The organism is Flavobacterium sp. N502536 (assembly GCF_025947345.1).
GTDB lineage: Bacteria > Bacteroidota > Bacteroidia > Flavobacteriales > Flavobacteriaceae > Flavobacterium.
The window spans coordinates 2,592,886-2,609,294 of the sequence record NZ_CP110011.1 but is presented as its reverse complement, the minus strand read 5'-3'; the positions used below and the strand labels follow the sequence as shown (position 1 = coordinate 2,609,294).

General features: G+C 36.2%; 16 protein-coding genes and 2 tRNA genes. 8 read left to right on the top strand and 10 right to left on the bottom strand.

The window, feature by feature from the left end; genetic code table 11:
• Positions 1–47: 47 nt before the first annotated feature.
• Positions 48–1,649, bottom strand: coding sequence for a malate synthase A (aceB, locus tag OLM61_RS11320; protein WP_264522798.1), 1,602 nt, complete (start codon positions 1,647–1,649; stop codon positions 48–50).
• 197 nt (positions 1,650–1,846) lie between these two features.
• Between aceB and OLM61_RS11315 the strand changes: the two genes are divergently transcribed.
• The 4 genes from OLM61_RS11315 to OLM61_RS11300 all read left to right on the top strand — a co-directional run bounded on the left by OLM61_RS11315 (position 1,847) and on the right by OLM61_RS11300 (position 5,476).
• Positions 1,847–3,328 (top strand): helix-turn-helix domain-containing protein, encoded by a 1,482-nt coding sequence (locus tag OLM61_RS11315; RefSeq protein ID WP_264526377.1) that lies wholly within the window; start codon positions 1,847–1,849, stop codon positions 3,326–3,328.
• Positions 3,329–3,560: 232 nt separating this feature from the next.
• The gene (locus tag OLM61_RS11310; RefSeq protein WP_264522797.1) at positions 3,561–4,277 is read left to right on the top strand and encodes a pirin family protein; all 717 of its coding nucleotides are present in this window, start codon (positions 3,561–3,563) and stop codon (positions 4,275–4,277) included.
• Positions 4,278–4,452: 175 nt separating this feature from the next.
• The gene (locus tag OLM61_RS11305; protein WP_173965493.1) at positions 4,453–4,683 is read left to right on the top strand and encodes a (4Fe-4S)-binding protein; all 231 of its coding nucleotides are present in this window, start codon (positions 4,453–4,455) and stop codon (positions 4,681–4,683) included.
• A 259-nt stretch (positions 4,684–4,942) separates the two neighbouring features.
• Complete coding sequence (locus tag OLM61_RS11300) at positions 4,943–5,476, top strand: YceI family protein (protein WP_264522796.1); 534 nt, start codon at positions 4,943–4,945, stop codon at positions 5,474–5,476.
• Positions 5,477–5,616: 140 nt separating this feature from the next.
• Here OLM61_RS11300 and OLM61_RS11295 read toward each other — a convergent pair whose 3' ends face one another.
• On the bottom strand, positions 5,617–6,480 hold the full coding sequence (locus OLM61_RS11295) for a helix-turn-helix transcriptional regulator (RefSeq protein WP_264522795.1): 864 nt from the start codon (positions 6,478–6,480) through the stop codon (positions 5,617–5,619).
• A 185-nt stretch (positions 6,481–6,665) separates the two neighbouring features.
• Between OLM61_RS11295 and OLM61_RS11290 the strand changes: the two genes are divergently transcribed.
• Positions 6,666–7,028, top strand: coding sequence for a DUF983 domain-containing protein (locus OLM61_RS11290; RefSeq protein ID WP_264522794.1), 363 nt, complete (start codon positions 6,666–6,668; stop codon positions 7,026–7,028).
• Positions 7,029–7,100: 72 nt separating this feature from the next.
• Entirely contained in the window at positions 7,101–7,976 is an 876-nt protein-coding gene (gene fabD / locus OLM61_RS11285; protein ID WP_264522793.1) for an ACP S-malonyltransferase, read from the top strand.
• 79 nt (positions 7,977–8,055) lie between these two features.
• Here fabD and OLM61_RS11280 read toward each other — a convergent pair whose 3' ends face one another.
• The 4 genes from OLM61_RS11280 to OLM61_RS11265 form a co-directional block, all read right to left on the bottom strand.
• Complete coding sequence (locus OLM61_RS11280) at positions 8,056–8,373, bottom strand: hypothetical protein (RefSeq protein ID WP_264522792.1); 318 nt, start codon at positions 8,371–8,373, stop codon at positions 8,056–8,058.
• Complete coding sequence (locus OLM61_RS11275) at positions 8,361–8,558, bottom strand: hypothetical protein (protein WP_264522791.1); 198 nt, start codon at positions 8,556–8,558, stop codon at positions 8,361–8,363. Before OLM61_RS11275 ends, OLM61_RS11280 begins: the two co-directional genes overlap by 13 nt.
• A gap of 118 nt (positions 8,559–8,676) precedes the next feature.
• The gene (galE, locus tag OLM61_RS11270) at positions 8,677–9,690 is read right to left on the bottom strand and encodes a UDP-glucose 4-epimerase GalE (RefSeq protein WP_264522790.1); all 1,014 of its coding nucleotides are present in this window, start codon (positions 9,688–9,690) and stop codon (positions 8,677–8,679) included.
• A 44-nt stretch (positions 9,691–9,734) separates the two neighbouring features.
• Positions 9,735–10,868, bottom strand: coding sequence for a DegT/DnrJ/EryC1/StrS family aminotransferase (locus OLM61_RS11265; RefSeq protein ID WP_263362739.1), 1,134 nt, complete (start codon positions 10,866–10,868; stop codon positions 9,735–9,737).
• 135 nt (positions 10,869–11,003) lie between these two features.
• Here OLM61_RS11265 and OLM61_RS11260 point away from each other — a divergent pair, with 135 nt between their 5' ends.
• Complete coding sequence (locus OLM61_RS11260) at positions 11,004–12,233, top strand: 3-deoxy-D-manno-octulosonic acid transferase (protein WP_264522789.1); 1,230 nt, start codon at positions 11,004–11,006, stop codon at positions 12,231–12,233.
• A 349-nt stretch (positions 12,234–12,582) separates the two neighbouring features.
• Positions 12,583–12,807 carry a hypothetical protein gene (locus OLM61_RS11255; protein ID WP_017497763.1) on the top strand — a complete coding sequence of 75 codons (225 nt, stop codon included), beginning with the start codon at positions 12,583–12,585 and terminating at the stop codon, positions 12,805–12,807.
• Positions 12,808–12,903: 96 nt separating this feature from the next.
• Here OLM61_RS11255 and OLM61_RS11250 read toward each other — a convergent pair whose 3' ends face one another.
• From OLM61_RS11250 to mutS, 4 genes are all read right to left on the bottom strand, one after another.
• Positions 12,904–13,284 carry a DUF1508 domain-containing protein gene (locus tag OLM61_RS11250; RefSeq protein ID WP_264522788.1) on the bottom strand — a complete coding sequence of 127 codons (381 nt, stop codon included), beginning with the start codon at positions 13,282–13,284 and terminating at the stop codon, positions 12,904–12,906.
• Between the two features lie 147 nt (positions 13,285–13,431).
• Positions 13,432–13,517: transfer RNA gene (locus OLM61_RS11245), tRNA-Leu, on the bottom strand.
• A 14-nt stretch (positions 13,518–13,531) separates the two neighbouring features.
• Positions 13,532–13,604, bottom strand: a tRNA-Gly gene (locus OLM61_RS11240).
• Between the two features lie 151 nt (positions 13,605–13,755).
• Entirely contained in the window at positions 13,756–16,362 is a 2,607-nt protein-coding gene (gene mutS, locus OLM61_RS11235; protein WP_264522787.1) for a DNA mismatch repair protein MutS, read from the bottom strand.
• Positions 16,363–16,409: the final 47 nt, after the last annotated feature.

Genomic DNA, 16,409 nt, shown 5'->3' with positions numbered 1-16,409 from the left:
GTGTAAGTTTTTTTTTACGCAGATTTTTAATTATCAGCGCAGCGTTTTTATAAATATTTGTAGCAGGGAATCGTCAAAAAGTCAACGAAATCAGTATTTACTACTAATCTTTCCAGTACTTTTTCTGCTAATGGAAATTGTTGTTTTTCATGAATTTCTTCTCCTAATTCATTTTTAATCTTTTGAAATTCCTCTAAAGCCAATTCATGATAATAGGCCAAATCTAATTTTCGTCCATTATCCAAAACCACTTTATTCTGAAGCCATTGCCACAATTGCGATCTCGAAATTTCGGCCGTCGCAGCATCTTCCATCAGGTTGTGCAAAGCCGCAGCACCTTGTCCGTTCAGCCATGAAGCCAAATACAGCACTCCAACATTAATATTTTTGCGAACACCGTTTTCTGTTATAATCCCTATCGGCGGTTCGATCAAATCTGCCTCTGTTATTTTGCGATATTCTCTTTTAACATGAATTTGATTTGGTGTTGGCATTCCGGCATCAAAAACATTTTTAGCCAGTGAAACCAAATCCGGATGCGCTACCCAGGTTCCGTCATGACCATTTTTTACTTCACGTTCCTTGTCGGTTTTTACCTTTGCAAAAGCGACTGCATTCGCTTCCTCATTATTCTTAATCGGAATTTGAGCAGCCATTCCTCCAATTGCATGAATACCGCGTTTGTGACATCTTTGAATCACCAGATTCGAATAGGCATTCATAAAAGGCGAAGTCATATTTACCTGATCGCGATCCGGAACAATAAACTTAGGATGCTTGCGGAATTTTTTAATGTAAGAGAAAATATAATCCCAACGACCACAATTCAAGCCTACGATATGTTCTTTCAATTCATAAATAATCTCATCCAGTTGAAAACTTGCTGTAATAGTTTCAATTAAAACCGTCACTTTTATCGTTCCTCTTTCTAACTTCAGATAATCTTCGGTAAAATCAATTACCGTATTCCACCAGCGCGCTTCCAGGTAATGCTCTAATTTTGGAATATAGAAATATGGTCCTGAGTTATTTTCTAAAAGCCTTTTGTGATTATGAAAAACATACAACCCAAAATCTACCAAAGAACCTGAAACCGAATTTCCATCAATCGAAAGATGTTTTTCCGGCAAATGCAATCCACGTGGGCGTACGATCAATGTCGCAATCTTTTCATTTAAGTGATATGATTTGTGTTTAACCAAATCGGTATAGGAAATCGTTTTATTAACCGCATCAATCAAATTCACCTGTCCATCCATTAAATTTTTCCAGGTCGGAGAAGTACTGTCTTCAAAATCTGCCATAAAAGTTTTGGCTCCCGAATTCAAGGCGTTGATAATCATTTTACGATCAACAGGCCCTGTTATCTCTACTCTACGATCCAGTAAATCTTTTGGAATTTCTCCAGCCACCCAATTACTTTCTCTGACGGTTTTAGTTTCTGAAGGAAAAGACGGCATGACTCCCTGATCAAAAGCGGTTTGTTTTTGTTCGCGCTGCAACAACAATAATTTTCGTTGCGACTCGAATTTTCGATGTAAATCGGTTATAAAAACAATCGCTTCTTCTGTCCAGATCTTTGGATAGGAAAGCTTCTTTTCGGCCAAAAACTCCATTGCCGTCTCGGTAATCTCTAATTGGTTTTTCATAGCTACTGCTTTTAATCAGTTATCAATCGTTGGTCTTTTTCTGCCCTTACAAGACAACACCAATCATAACAATCTGACGGTTAATATTTTCTACACCACAATATTAGAAAAAAGTTTTTTACAAAACAAGCGAACGTTCGCTAAATTTAAAAAATATTTTTTTGGCGATTATTTTTAGATTACTTACATTTGATATTATGGATATCGAAAAAGACTATATAAAGCTGATTTTTGGGCTAAAACTCAAGCAGGTCCGCACCCAGAAAAACCTTTCTCTTTTTGGCCTGGCCAAATTGACCAACCTTTCAAAATCGTATTTAAACGAAATTGAGAAAGGAAAAAAATATCCTAAAACAGATAAAATTTTACTTTTATGCGAACATCTGGACGTTACTTACGACCAAATGGTTTCGTTAAAGCTCGATAACAACCTCGCCCCGATTGGAGAAATCTTAAAATCGGGTATTTTAAAAGAGATTCCCCTCGAACTTTTTGGGATTCAGGAGGCAGATTTAATTGATATTATTGCCAATGCCCCTGCCAAGGTCAATGCCTTTATCAGTACCATTATCGAAATTGCACAGCATTACAATCTGAGCCGGGAAAGTTTTTTCTTAGCGGCTTTACGCTCCTATCAGGAAGCACACAGTAATTATTTTGAAGATTTAGAAGAGAAGGTCATTGCTTTTTCTAAGTCCTTCCAGATTAATTTAGATTCTAAAATATCGATTAAAGAGCTCGAAGCCATTCTTAAAGAGGAATTTGATTATACGATAAAAGAAATTGCCTTTACCGATCAGGAAGCCTTAGAAGATCTACGCTCCATCTACGTACCAAAAAGCAAAACGCTGCTACTTTCAACCGAAATTGACGATCCGCAGAAAGCCTTCATTCTGGCCAAAGAAATTGCCTATAACTATCTGAATTTATCCGATCGTTTACTGACGTTCAGCTGGATTAAATTTGAGAATTTCGATCAGGTATTGCATAATTTCTATGCCTCTTACTTTGCAGGCGCTTTATTATTGCCGAGACAATTGATCGTAGGTAAAATCAATGACTTTTTAAATAACGAAAAACCAAATCCGGAAGAATTTGTAACGCTGATCGAAAGTTTTGAAGTTTCGCCGGAATCCTTTTACCAAAGATTAACCAATTTGCTTCCTAAGGATTTCCACCTGAAGAACTTATTCTTTTTAAGAATGTCCCACAAAATTGGCTCTGATTTTTATCAGATCAAAAAGGAGTTGCACATTACCAACCAGCAGGAACCGCATGCCAACGAAACCAACGAGCATTATTGCAGAAGATGGGTTTCAGTAAAAACCATAGACGAGGCTATCAAACAAAACAAACCACACTTTTTTGATGCTCAGATCTCAAGTTATATCCATAGTGGAAATGAATATCTGGTTTTTTCATCAGCCACAAAAGATCCTTTCATCAAAGACAACATACGCAGTATTTCGGTTGGTATTTTAATTAATCCAACCATGAAAAAGAAATTCAAATTCATTGAAGGAAAGCCACTAGTGAAGCGAATTGTTGGCGTAACCTGCGAAACCTGCGATGTAAAAGACTGCCTTGAAAGAGCCGCTCCTCCAATTGCACTTGAAAAGAAAAAACGTCATGAGAATACAGATGCCGTTGTGCAGCAGTTTATTTCACAATACAGCTAGACTTCTTAGACTTCTTAGATTATTTGGACTATTCGATTCTTAGAATGTTTAGATCATAAACACGAAGATCCAGCCAATCTCAGTCGCCGCAAAACCTCTGTACCTTTGAACCTAAGAAGCTTAGCAGCTCAGAGCCTCAGAACCTCAGACCCTTTTCTTAATCTACATTAAGTGCTTTTCATGCATGTTGATCGTAAATTTGTACTATAAAAATAACAAAACAATTAGCATCATGGAAAACATAATAATACACAAGGCAGAAACAAGAGGAAATGCAAATCACGGATGGCTTAATGCCTACCACAGTTTTAGCTTTGCGAGCTGGTACAATCCGGAAAGAATTCAGTTTGGAGCACTTCGCGTTCTGAACGATGACACTATTGCGGGTGGAATGGGCTTTGGAACACATCCCCACGATAATATGGAAATCATCACAATTCCGTTAGAAGGCGATTTAGCACACAAAGACAGCATGGGAAATACCGAAATCATTAAAAATGGTGATATTCAGGTCATGAGCGCCGGAACCGGAATTCAGCATAGTGAGTTCAATCCAAATGCCGATCAGCAAACTAAGTTGTTGCAAATCTGGCTATTTCCTAACAAAAGAAATGTAACGCCGCGTTACCAACAAATTACTTTGGATGTTGCCGACAGACACAACAAACTGTCTCAGGTTTTATCTCCAAATGCTGATGATGAAGGAGTGTGGATCCATCAGGATGCCTGGTTTCATATGGGGAATTTTGATGCCGGAATCGCGACAACCTACAAACTAAAAAAAGAAGGAAACGGAGTTTATATATTCATTTTAAAAGGAGATGTAACGATTAACGGTCAGGAATTAAACACTCGTGACGCTATGGGAATCTCTGATTTTGAAGCTTTAAACATCAAAGCAAATACAGCTGCCGAATTTCTGTTGATGGAAGTTCCTATGAATTATTAATTCATCAAACACAGCTTGCACTTTTTCAAAAGAAACGATAACAAACCTGAACAACAGCATGTTATCGTTTCTTTTTTTTATCTAAATTCCCAGTAAAGCCAAAAAGAAATACTAACTTTATAGTAGAAAATTGGTCTGAATTTAAAACTAAAATTAACCGCTAAAATTTTCAACCATGAATCCAAACAACCTAATCAAAGAATATACTAATGGAGAAGTTACCATTGTCTGGGAATCCGGAAAATGCATTCATTCTGCCAATTGCGTAAAAAACAATCCCGATGTTTTTCATCCAAAAGAAAAACCATGGATCCTTCCTGAACAATCTACCACCGAAAAAATAATACAAACGGTTCAAAAATGTCCTTCGGGCGCTTTGACTTTTTACATGAATAACAAAAGCTAATTTTCTTGCCACAGATTATATAGATTAAAAAGATTTTTTCTGAATTGAAACATACTAATCAATGAAAATCCTTTAATCCGTGGCAAAAAAACCAAGACTCTTCCCTCTAATCGGGAGCTCTCAAAGCAACAATAAAAGATGCGATACTCAAAAAAGTCATCGCATTTTTTGTTTCTTAATCTAGGTTAAGTCCCTTACCCTCACTACCGCCGTAACTTTGTCCTATCAAAATGAAATTAATTATTTAAAAAATAAAATTATGGCAACTACAAAATGGTCAATTGACCCAACACATTCAGAAATTGGTTTTAAAGTTAAACACATGATGTTTACAAATGTTTCAGGTAAATTTGGAACTTACGACGCAACAATTAACACAGACGGAGACAACTTCGAAAATGCCGCAATCGAATTTACAGGAGACATCACTTCTATCGATACTGCAAACACAGACCGAGACAATCACCTAAGAAGCAGCGATTTCTTTGATGCTGAAAATCACCCAAAACTAACATTCAAAGGTTCTTCTTTCAAAAAAATCAATGCTGGAGCCTATGAATTAACGGGAGACTTAAACATCAAAGGTGTTTCAAAATCAGTAACGTTTCCGGTAGAATTTAGCGGAATTATGACTGATCCCTGGGGAAATACAAAAGCAGGATTAAGCATCGAAGGAAAAATCAATCGTAAAGACTGGGGACTAAACTGGAACTCCGCTCTTGAAACTGGAGGTGTTTTAGTAGGGGAAGAAGTTCGTTTGAACATTGAATTACAATTTGCAAAGCAAGCCTAATTCTTCAAAAATAGATTTAATTTGGTTGGTTATAAGATCCTGTACTCTTCAAGTACAGGATTTTTTGTTTGCCACGAATTCATGAATTTTCATTTTACAAAGCTTAGAAAAACAATTCATGAATTCGTGGCTATAAAAAATTATCGCACAGTATTTCGGAATTCTGTAGGCGACATTCCGGTTTGTTTTTTAAAGAATCGGGAGAAATACGAATAATCTTCGTAACCTACTTTAAACGCCACTTCGTTAACCGCTAACTGTTTATCAATCAGCATTCTCTTTATCTCTAAAACCACCCTGTCTGTAATAACTTCCGTTGCAGTTTTTTGTAGAATTTCATTACAGATCCGGTTTAGATGTTTTAAAGTGATACTTAGTTTTTCTGCATAAAAAGAGGGTAATTTTTCCTGTTTGAAGTATTGCTCCAAAAGCATTTCGAACTTATCAATTTTAATATTATACGAATGCGTTTGATGCGAATACGTTTCAATGTATTTGCGCGCGATCTCGATATGAATACAATCTAATAAATTCAGCATTTTATCGAGCTGGTATCTGTTATCCTGAATACTCTCCTGAATTAATAAATCAAAATAGGGCCTGATTTTAAGGATTCCCTTTTCTTCAAAAACCATTTCCGGACGATTGTGAATCGAATGGTAAAAATTATACTCGTTGATGTTTTTCTGTCCGAAATATAAATTATATAATTCCTGCGAAAAAATAATCACAAACCCCTCAATATCTTCAGATAAGCTCCAATGATGCATTTGTCCGGGCTGCAACACAAACAAGCTTCCTTTTTTGATTTCGAACTGATCAAAATCAACTTCATGCTGCCCTGAGCCTTTCGTAAAAAACACCATAAGATACGAATCATGCCGATGCGGTTCTTCAACAAAACTGTGACTTTTTAAATGCTCTTTGAACGTATTGACATAAAAATCACGATGAATATCGTTACAGCTAAAATTCTGAACACTATAAACCGGGTACTTTTTCATATCTATAGAATTTATTTTTTATTGGTCATATATGCGATCGCCCAATCCTGTTTTTCGTTTACAAATTCGTTTAAGGTAGACGATGTCATAATAAATGTCTTTATTGTGCTATAAGTAGCGAAGATATAAAAAAGACTTTAATACATCTCTGGATTACCTTTGTATAAATAAAAAACAACAAGATCATGTCAAGTGCATTAACCCATATTTTAAGCAACGAATGTCCTATTTGTCATAAAGGAAAAGTTTTTACGGATAAAAATATTTTTTTAACTTTTGGTTTTCCAAAAATGAACGAATATTGCAGTCACTGTCATTACAAATTTCAAAAAGAACCAGGTTATTTCTTTGGCGCTATGTATGTAAACTACGGATTAACAGTAGCTCAGGGAATTGCAACGTATTGTATTGCACAATTCTTCTTCGAAAAGAATTTCGATTTAAGAATCATTCCAATTATTGCTATTGTCATTACCCTGCTCACTTCTTTTAATCTCCGATTTTCAAGATTAGCGTGGATTTACATGTTTAAGGATTATACGAAATAAAAAAATGTTATTTTTGCCTTTCAATTGAAACTAATTTTCAATTCAAAAAAATTCAATCTTTAAATTAGACAAATGAAAGCATACGTATTTCCGGGTCAGGGCGCACAATTTACAGGAATGGGCAAGGACCTATATGAAACATCGGCTTTAGCCAAAGAATTGTTCGAAAAAGCTAATGAAATCTTAGGTTTTAGAATTACAGATATTATGTTTGAAGGTACTGCCGAAGAACTAAAAGAAACTAAAGTTACACAACCGGCTGTATTTTTACATTCGGTTATTTTAGCAAAAACTTTAGGCGAAGATTTTAAACCTGAAATGGTTGCAGGACATTCTTTAGGAGAGTTTTCAGCCTTGGTTGCAAACGGAACTTTATCGTTTGAAGATGGACTTAAATTAGTTTCTCAACGTGCTTTAGCCATGCAAAAAGCCTGTGAAATCACTCCATCTACAATGGCAGCGGTTTTAGGTTTGGCTGATAACATCGTTGAAGAAGTTTGCGCTTCTATTGACGGAATCGTTGTTGCTGCAAATTACAACTGTCCGGGACAGCTGGTAATTTCAGGAGAAACTTCAGCAGTTGAAAAAGCTTGCGAAGCCATGAAAGCTGCCGGAGCAAAACGCGCTTTAATTTTGCCTGTTGGAGGAGCATTTCACTCTCCAATGATGGAACCAGCAAGAGAAGAATTGGCTGCTGCTATTGAAGCAACTACATTCTCAACTCCAGTTTGTCCGGTTTACCAAAACGTAACCGCAAATGCTGTTTCTGATGCAAACGAAATCAAAAAGAACTTAATCATACAATTGACTGCTCCGGTAAAATGGACACAATCTGTTCAGCAAATGATCGCTGATGGTGCTACTTTGTTTACCGAAGTTGGCCCAGGAAAAGTATTAGCAGGTTTGATCAATAAAATTGACAAAGAAGCGGTTACTGCAAATGCATAATTAGCATTCAGTCGCAGTTTTCAGTTGCTGACGATATAAATAAAATCCTCATGAACCAATGGTTTATGAGGATTTGTCTTTATAACTCTTTTGCTTCTACACAATAATTATTTGTAATTCCTGTAATCAAATAATTTTGATCTTTTTTATCAAAGAAAATATACCAGGTTGTCCTGGCATTCGGTTTGTAAAAAACATAGTTTGAACCTAAATATTTAAGTGCTTTTGGTGTTTTCTTATGAGGGAAACTTGAAATACCTGAAATAATAAAATCAACTATTTTGCCTACATAATTCTGAGAGGACTCCAGATAACCAAAATAGTCCTCTTTAAAAAGTGCAAAAACTAAATCTTCAAAGGAGTTAAGAACTTCTTTTTCAAAAATTATTTTTTCCACGGATAAGCCTCTATTCTCTTAAACATTTCGGCTTTAAATTCTTCCGGTGTTAATCCTTTTGCAAACTCGGCATCAAAATCAAAAGTTTCCCCGTCGATTCCTTTAAAGTTAGATTTTTGAACTTCATATTCTACAGCAGGCTCTTCCACCTTACTAACTCTGGGTTTTTCATTTTTCTTTTTCATAATTCCTACAATTTATTCTTACAAATTTACAAAATAAAATAAACCAAAAATAAAAATCCCAAATAATTTTTTATATTATTTGGGATTTTTCTTATATTTTGTTTTCGTCTGAAAAAAGCTAAGAACGAACTTTCTGTTCCCATTTCCAGGCACTTGCCATAGCTTCGTCTAAGCTTAGTTGTGCTTTCCAGCCCAAAACACTGTTTGCTTTATCAGTATTTGCGTAGGCTTCGGTAATATCTCCTTCACGACGCGGCATAATTTTATACGGTAATTTTTTATCGCTTACTTTTTCAAAACTATGAATTACTTCCAAAACCGAACTTCCTTTCCCGGTTCCTAAATTGAAAGTTTCTACTTTCTGTAAGTTCTTTTTATTAAACAAACGCTGTAATGCAATTACGTGCGCTTTCGCTAAATCTACCACATGAATATAATCACGAACTGCTGTTCCGTCCGGAGTTGGATAATCATCTCCGAAAACCGATAATTCCTGACGTAATCCCACTCCTGTTTGTGTAATAAAAGGCACTAAGTTTTGAGGAACACCAATTGGCAACTCCCCAATTTCAGTTGTAGCATGAGCGCCAACCGGATTAAAATAACGCAACAAAATAGCACTGATGTTGGTTACTTTGGCCGTATCAGTAATAATCTCTTCTCCTATTTGCTTGGTATTTCCGTAAGGCGAAATTGCCGCCTGTACCGGAGCATCCTCTGTAATTGGCATTTTTTCAGCCTGACCATAAACTGTGCAAGACGAACTAAAAATAAAACTTGCCTCTGGTTTTTGCTGTAATTCCTGCAATAAATATACTAAGGAAGCAATATTGTTTTCATAGTACAACAATGGATTCTCAACACTTTCTCCAACTGCTTTTGAAGCCGCAAAATGAATTACCCCTGTAACATCGCTATGTTTTTTAAAAAACTCCCGAACAGCTGCTTTTTCTCTTAAATCTAATTTTTCAAACAAAGGCGTCTTACCGGTAATGGCTGTGATTCCTTTTAAAACATCTTCTGTAGAATTGGAAAGATTATCGATGATTACTACCTCAAATCCTTCGTTTTGCAATTCGACTACAGTATGAGAACCGATAAATCCCAATCCTCCTGTTACTAATACTTTCATTTTGTGGTTATTTTGTGTTGTTGTTTATTTGGTTTAATCTTTAATTATTTATTCAAAAATTCCAAAACAGAATCCGTTATAAATTTGATTTGCTCATCATCCAGCTCTGTATGCATTGGCAAAGCAATTACTTCTTTCACCAATTGGTTGGTAACCGGAAACTGCTCTTCTTTATAACGAGAATCAACATAAGCTTTTTGCGAATGCAATGGAATTGGATAATAAATAGCACAAGGAATGGCTTTATCCAATAAATGCTGCATCAAAGCATTACGATCTGCATCAATAATTCTCAATACATACTGATGGAAAACATGATCGTTTTCGTTTGCATCAAATTCAGGTGTAATAATATGTGCATTACCCGCAAAAGCTGCATTGTATTTTGTAGCCGCCAAACGACGTGCTGCATTGTACTCATCCAATAATGGTAATTTTGCGTTTAAAACTCCTGCCTGAATACTATCCAAACGTGAATTTACTCCCACAACATCATGATGGTAACGTTCGTACATTCCGTGATTTACGATTCCTCGTATGATGTGTGCTAATTTATCATCATTCGTAAAAATTGCTCCTCCATCTCCATAACAACCTAAATTTTTAGAGGGAAAAAATGAAGTAGCTGCTACATGACCAATTACACCAACTTTGCTTTTTACTCCCGATTTAGAAATATAATCTGCTCCAATTGCCTGTGCATTGTCTTCAATTACATATAAATTATGTTCGGCAGCAATTTCCATAATAGCATCCATGTTTGCTGCACGTCCAAATAAATGTACCGGAACAATCGCTTTTGTTTTTGGCGTAATTGCTTTTTTGATTGCTTCGATATCGATGTTCATATTTACCACATCCACATCAACCAAAACAGGCGTTAATTGCAATAAAGCAATAACTTCAACTGTAGCTGCAAAAGTAAAATCGGCAGTAATTACCTCATCGCCCGGTTTTAAATCCAATCCCATCATGGCAATCTGTAAAGCATCTGTTCCATTTGCACACGGAATCACATGTTTTGCTCCCAGATAGTCTTCCAGATTTTTCTGGAACTGATGTACAAGAGGTCCATTGATATAAGTATTGGTATCCAAAACCTCCTGAATAGAGGCGTCAACTGTAGTTTTTATTTTTTCGTATTGACTTTTTAGGTCAACCATTTGAATTTTTTTCATTTTCAATATATTTTAAAATTAAAGACTTGCATTTCATACAGCGTCTCTAAAAGGAGGAACAAAAATAGTTATTTAATACCTTCAAACCAATGAAAATAATCGAAAGAACCGTAATTTAGCCACAAAAACAAACAGATGCTTTTTCTCTATAATTTAGTTATTTCTATTGCTGGCTTTTTTCTGAAAATTGTTGCACTTTTTAGTCCGAAAATTAAGCTTTTTATCGACGGTCGTAAAAACGTTTTCGCCATTCTGGAAGAAAAAATAAAACCATCAGATAAAACGATTTGGTTCCATTCTGCCTCACTTGGCGAGTACGAACAAGGCCTGCCGGTAATTGAAAAAATCAAAGAAAAATATCCTGCTCACAAAATCATCGTTACCTTTTTCTCTCCTTCCGGTTACGAAGTGCGCAAAAACAATACTGTTGCAGATGTTACGCTATACCTTCCTCTGGACACCAAAAGCAATGCGAAAAAGTTTTTAAAACTAGCCCATCCTGAGTTGGCTTTTTTCATAAAATACGAATTCTGGCTGAACTATCTAAATCAATTAGAAACGACTCAGACTCCGACTTATTTGATTTCCGGAATTTTCAGAGACAGTCAGATGTTCTTTAAATGGTATGGTGGTTTTTACAGAAAAGCGCTAAAAGCATTCACTTACTTTTTTGTTCAGAATAAAAGTTCGAAAGAAAAAATAGAACGTATCGGTTTTCACAATGTTGTGGTTTCAGGCGACACCCGCTTTGACCGCGTAAATGCTATTTTAGAAAGAGACAACACACTGGATTTTATCGAACAATTCAAAAACAGCACCCCAACCATAGTTATAGGAAGCTCATGGCCCAAAGACGAAGCATTACTAGCTGAATATATTAATCAGGCAGGAGAAGATGTAAAATTCATCATTGCACCGCACAATATTAAGACCGATCAGATTGCAAGCCTAAAAGCACAAATCACGAAATCGACTGTTTTATTCTCAGAAAAAAAAGACAAAGACTTGTCCGGCTATAACGTCTTTATTATAGATACTATAGGATTGCTGACCAAAATTTACAGTTACGGAACAATCGCCTATGTAGGAGGTGGTTTTGGAAACCCGGGAATCCACAACATTCTGGAACCTGCAACATTTGGAATCCCGATTGTGATTGGCCCTAATTACTCCAATTTTGCCGAAGCTGTCCAGCTGGTCAAACTTGGAGGATGTCTGGTAATCTCTAATCCTTCTGAACTAAAACAGCAGCTGGATCTTTTGCTTCACAACAAAGAATACCTGGAAGAAAAAAGTCAGATCTGTAAATCGTATATTCAGGACAACATTGGCGCTACTAACAGCATTATGAATCTCGTTGCCTAAGCCCTTTTTTCAAATCACACGAAGTACGGTAACCTTATTATATACAAAAGAGCTTATTTAAGCTCTTTTTGTTTTTCCTGATGCAACTCCGTAAACTGTAAAAAACAAAACAAACTGCAACTAAGAGAACAAAAACCCCCAATTCTCTTATGAAATCCTCAGCGAAAAATAATTTAGACAAAATATACAGCAATTTAACAATTTTTTATTACTTTGGCATATTCTTTGATAAATAAGATAATCGTGAGCAATGAAAATATTTTAAAAAAAAAATAAAAAAATATTTTACATATTAAAAAATTTATATCTTTGCCACGAATTAATAATTAACCTTTTATAATAAAGTAAGATGAAAAAAGTATTTTTAAGTTTAGCTGTTGTTGCTGTTTTAACTGTTGTATCTTGTAAAAAAGCTGACGCTGCAGCTACTGAAGCTGTAGATTCTACTGCTGTTGCTGTTGATTCTGCTGCTGCTGTAGTTGATTCTGCTGCTGCAACTGTTGATTCTGCTGCTGCTAAAGTTGACTCTGCTGCTGCAAAAGTTGAAGAGGCTGCTGCTCCTGCTAAAAAGTAATTCTAAATTACACAAAAAATTAAAAAGCTATCTTTTAAAAGATAGCTTTTTTTATACCCATACACCAAAAAAAAGTATCTCAAAGATACTTTTGTATTAATCCATCACTTCCTCCTCCTCATTCACTTCCTCATCCTCAAAAATTGACTCACTTGACGAGAAGTCCAAAATCTCCGACCGTGAAGCATACGTTACAATTTCCTTGATCCCCTTTTGCAAAAGCAATTCAGTAGTGTATTTTCGGCTTGTCGCAAAGTGAACCTCCCCCAACATCAATTTAAAAAAATACTTTCCTCCAGAGCCTTTAAATTTCAAAAACCTGGCCATGTCAATATTCACCTTAAATTTCTCAACATCCTCCTCGCATTCAAACTTCAATTCATAACTCAGACTCGTAAATATCACTTTACCTTTCCTCGAAGTAAACACGAATTTGTATTCATCATTAAACCGCTTACTAATTACAAAGGCACCCATATATTATTTTAGATTTTAAATTTCAGATTGTTGATTTTAGATTTCTTAGAATCCTAGATTCTTAGTAATAAATTCACTTCGTGAGTTCATTATTAAACGCGTGAGTTTACGCCATAAAAAAAGCCTCTTCAAAAGAAGAGGCTTTAGTACTCAGAGCGGGACTTGAACCCGCACGAACATTGCTGTTCACTGGATTTTAAGTCCAGCGTGTCTACCAATTTCACCATCCGAGCATTATTTGGTATTGAGCGAAAAACGGGGCTCGAACCCGCGACCTCGACCTTGGCAAGGTCGCGCTCTACCAACTGAGCTATTTTCGCATTTCAAATTCTAATTAAGAACTACAATACTTGACTTGTTCTGTATTGCGAGTGCAAATTTAGGACATTTATTCAATTACACAAGCGTTTTTCGAAAAAAAAATCGACTTATTTTATAACTTTCTGATAACCTAAACTTTAAAAATGAAATTTATTTTCGAACTAACATCCTTTTAATCTCGTTGAGTTTCATCAGTGCTTCGACTGGTGTAATCGCATTGATATCAAGCCCCAGAATTTCTTCTTTTATCTCTTCCAATAAAGGATCATCCAAATTAAAGAAACTCATCTGCATTTCGTCATTTTCAGACTTAACACCATTTAACGCTTCACTTGAATGGTTTTTCTCCAGTTTCTTCAATAACTTTTGCGCCTTCAAAATTACGATCTGAGGCATTCCGGCCATTTTTGCCACATGAATTCCAAAACTATGAGCACTTCCTCCTTTTACCAGTTTACGAATGAAAAGAACATTATCTTTTAACTCTTTTACCGCAACATTATAATTCTGAATTCTAGGCAACAATTCCGTCATCTCATTTAATTCGTGATAATGTGTTGCAAACAAGGTTTTAGGCCTTGATGGGTGTTCGTGTAAAAACTCGGCAATCGCCCAGGCAATCGAAATCCCGTCATAAGTACTGGTTCCTCGTCCTATTTCATCTAGAAGTACCAAACTGCGATCTGAGATATTGTTCAAAATAGAAGCCGTCTCATTCATCTCAACCATAAACGTAGATTCTCCCATCGAAATATTATCCGACGCCCCTACTCTGGTGAAGATTTTATCCACAACTCCCATTCTAACACTATCAGCAGGAACAAAACTTCCCATTTGAGCCAACAATACGATTAAAGCGGTTTGCCTTAAAATAGCAGACTTACCCGACATGTTCGGACCGGTAATCATAATCAGCTGCTGTGTCTCTCTGTCCAGATAAACATCATTAGCAATATAAGGAGTGCCAACCGGCAATTGTTTTTCAATAACAGGGTGACGTCCGTTTTTGATCTCCAATTCAAAAGTTTCATCGATCTCCGGACATACATATTGGTTTTCTATAGCCAATTGCGTAAACGAACACAAACAGTCCAACTGCGCCACCAAATTGGCATTCATTTGTACCGGTTTGATATAAGTTGCAATCCAGGCAACCAATTGCTCAAAAAGCTCCGATTCTATTTTATAAATTTTCTCTTCTGCTCCCAGAATTTTGCTTTCGTATTCTTTTAACTCTTCTGTAATATAACGCTCCGCATTTACCAGTGTTTGTTTACGAATCCATTCTCCAGGAACTTTATCTTTATGGGTGTTTCTAACTTCAATATAGTACCCAAAAACATTATTGAATGAAATTTTAAGCGAGGAAATTCCTGTACGCTCTGATTCTCTTTTTTCAATCCCCTCCAGATATTCTTTTCCCGAAGTTGAAATAGCACGCAAATCATCCAGCTCTTCACTGATTCCTTTGGCAATGGCATTTCCTTTAGCCACAGCAACCGGCGCATCCTGATTTAAGGTGGTTCCAATTTTCTCTCGTAACAAATCGCAGGCATGCAAACTATCTCCAATAACCTTCACCGCTTGTTGCGGACTTTCAAGTGCAAGGGTTTTGATCGGAATAATAGCATCCAGAGATTCCTTCAGATAAACAATCTCACGCGGTGAAACTTTCCCAGCTGCAATTTTAGAAATCAAACGTTCCAAATCCGAAATTTGCTTGATCTGATATTGGATACTTTGTAAAACTTCGGAATTGGATTTTAAATACGAAACGACATCATGACGTCCTTTTATTTTAGCGTTATCCTTTAAAGGCAAAGCCAGCCAGCGTTTCAACAAACGTCCTCCCATTGGCGAAAGTGTTCTGTCAATCACATCCAGAAGGGTTACTGCATTCGGATTGTAACTGTGATACAATTCTAAGTTTCTGATGGTAAAACGATCCATCCACACATAGGCATCTTCAGCAATACGCTGAATGGCTGTAATGTGCTGCACGCGGTTGTGCTGTGTTTCGGACAGGTAATACAAGATTGCTCCGGAAGCAATGATTCCTTCTTTTAATTCTTCTACACCAAAACCTTTTAAGGAAGAAGTCTGAAAGTGCTTTGTCAGCGTTTCCAAAGCATAATCTTCCTTATAAATCCAGTCTTCTAAATAAAAGCTATGAAAATCATCTCCAAAAGCAATTTTAAAATCGCCCTTATTGTTTTTCGGAACCAAAACCTCACTTGGGTTAAAGTTTTGCAACAATTTATCGATATACTCGGCATTTCCCTGAGCCGTTAGAAACTCTCCTGTGGAAACATCCAGAAAGGAAACTCCGATATTTTTATTAGCAAAATAAACCGATGCTAAAAAGTTATTTGATTTAGACTGTAAAACCTCATCGTTTAAAGAAACTCCGGGAGTTACAAGCTCCGTTACACCACGTTTCACGATGGTTTTGGTCATTTTCGGATCTTCAAGCTGATCACAGATGGCCACACGAAGTCCGGCTTTGACCAATTTTGGCAAATACGTATTAATAGAATGGTGCGGGAAACCAGCCAAAGCAGTTTCTGTATCAGAACCTGCACCTCTTTTGGTTAACGTTATTCCCAGAATTTTTGAGGCTCTAATAGCATCTTCTCCAAAGGTTTCATAAAAATCACCTACTCTAAAAAGCAAACATGCATCAGGATATTTTCTCTTGATCTCGTTGTACTGTTTCATTAAAGGTGTTTCTTTCACCACTTTCTCTTTCGCTGCCAAATTATTGTATTTTAAATGAAAAAATTAAGACAGCGAATTTATGATTT

Excerpts from the sequence above, each read along its gene's own strand:
- aceB (WP_264522798.1), bottom strand. The coding sequence starts at position 1,649 with ATGAAAAACCAATTAGAGATTACCGAGACGGCAATGGAGTTTTTGGCC.
- OLM61_RS11315 (WP_264526377.1), top strand. The coding sequence starts at position 1,847 with ATGGATATCGAAAAAGACTATATAAAGCTGATTTTTGGGCTAAAACTC.
- OLM61_RS11310 (WP_264522797.1), top strand. The coding sequence starts at position 3,561 with ATGGAAAACATAATAATACACAAGGCAGAAACAAGAGGAAATGCAAAT.
- OLM61_RS11305 (WP_173965493.1), top strand. The coding sequence starts at position 4,453 with ATGAATCCAAACAACCTAATCAAAGAATATACTAATGGAGAAGTTACC.
- OLM61_RS11300 (WP_264522796.1), top strand. The coding sequence starts at position 4,943 with ATGGCAACTACAAAATGGTCAATTGACCCAACACATTCAGAAATTGGT.
- OLM61_RS11295 (WP_264522795.1), bottom strand. The coding sequence starts at position 6,480 with ATGAAAAAGTACCCGGTTTATAGTGTTCAGAATTTTAGCTGTAACGAT.
- OLM61_RS11290 (WP_264522794.1), top strand. The coding sequence starts at position 6,666 with ATGTCAAGTGCATTAACCCATATTTTAAGCAACGAATGTCCTATTTGT.
- fabD (WP_264522793.1), top strand. The coding sequence starts at position 7,101 with ATGAAAGCATACGTATTTCCGGGTCAGGGCGCACAATTTACAGGAATG.
- OLM61_RS11275 (WP_264522791.1), bottom strand. The coding sequence starts at position 8,558 with ATGAAAAAGAAAAATGAAAAACCCAGAGTTAGTAAGGTGGAAGAGCCT.
- galE (WP_264522790.1), bottom strand. The coding sequence starts at position 9,690 with ATGAAAGTATTAGTAACAGGAGGATTGGGATTTATCGGTTCTCATACT.
- OLM61_RS11265 (WP_263362739.1), bottom strand. The coding sequence starts at position 10,868 with ATGAAAAAAATTCAAATGGTTGACCTAAAAAGTCAATACGAAAAAATA.
- OLM61_RS11260 (WP_264522789.1), top strand. The coding sequence starts at position 11,004 with ATGCTTTTTCTCTATAATTTAGTTATTTCTATTGCTGGCTTTTTTCTG.
- OLM61_RS11255 (WP_017497763.1), top strand. The coding sequence starts at position 12,583 with ATGAAAAAAGTATTTTTAAGTTTAGCTGTTGTTGCTGTTTTAACTGTT.
- OLM61_RS11250 (WP_264522788.1), bottom strand. The coding sequence starts at position 13,284 with ATGGGTGCCTTTGTAATTAGTAAGCGGTTTAATGATGAATACAAATTC.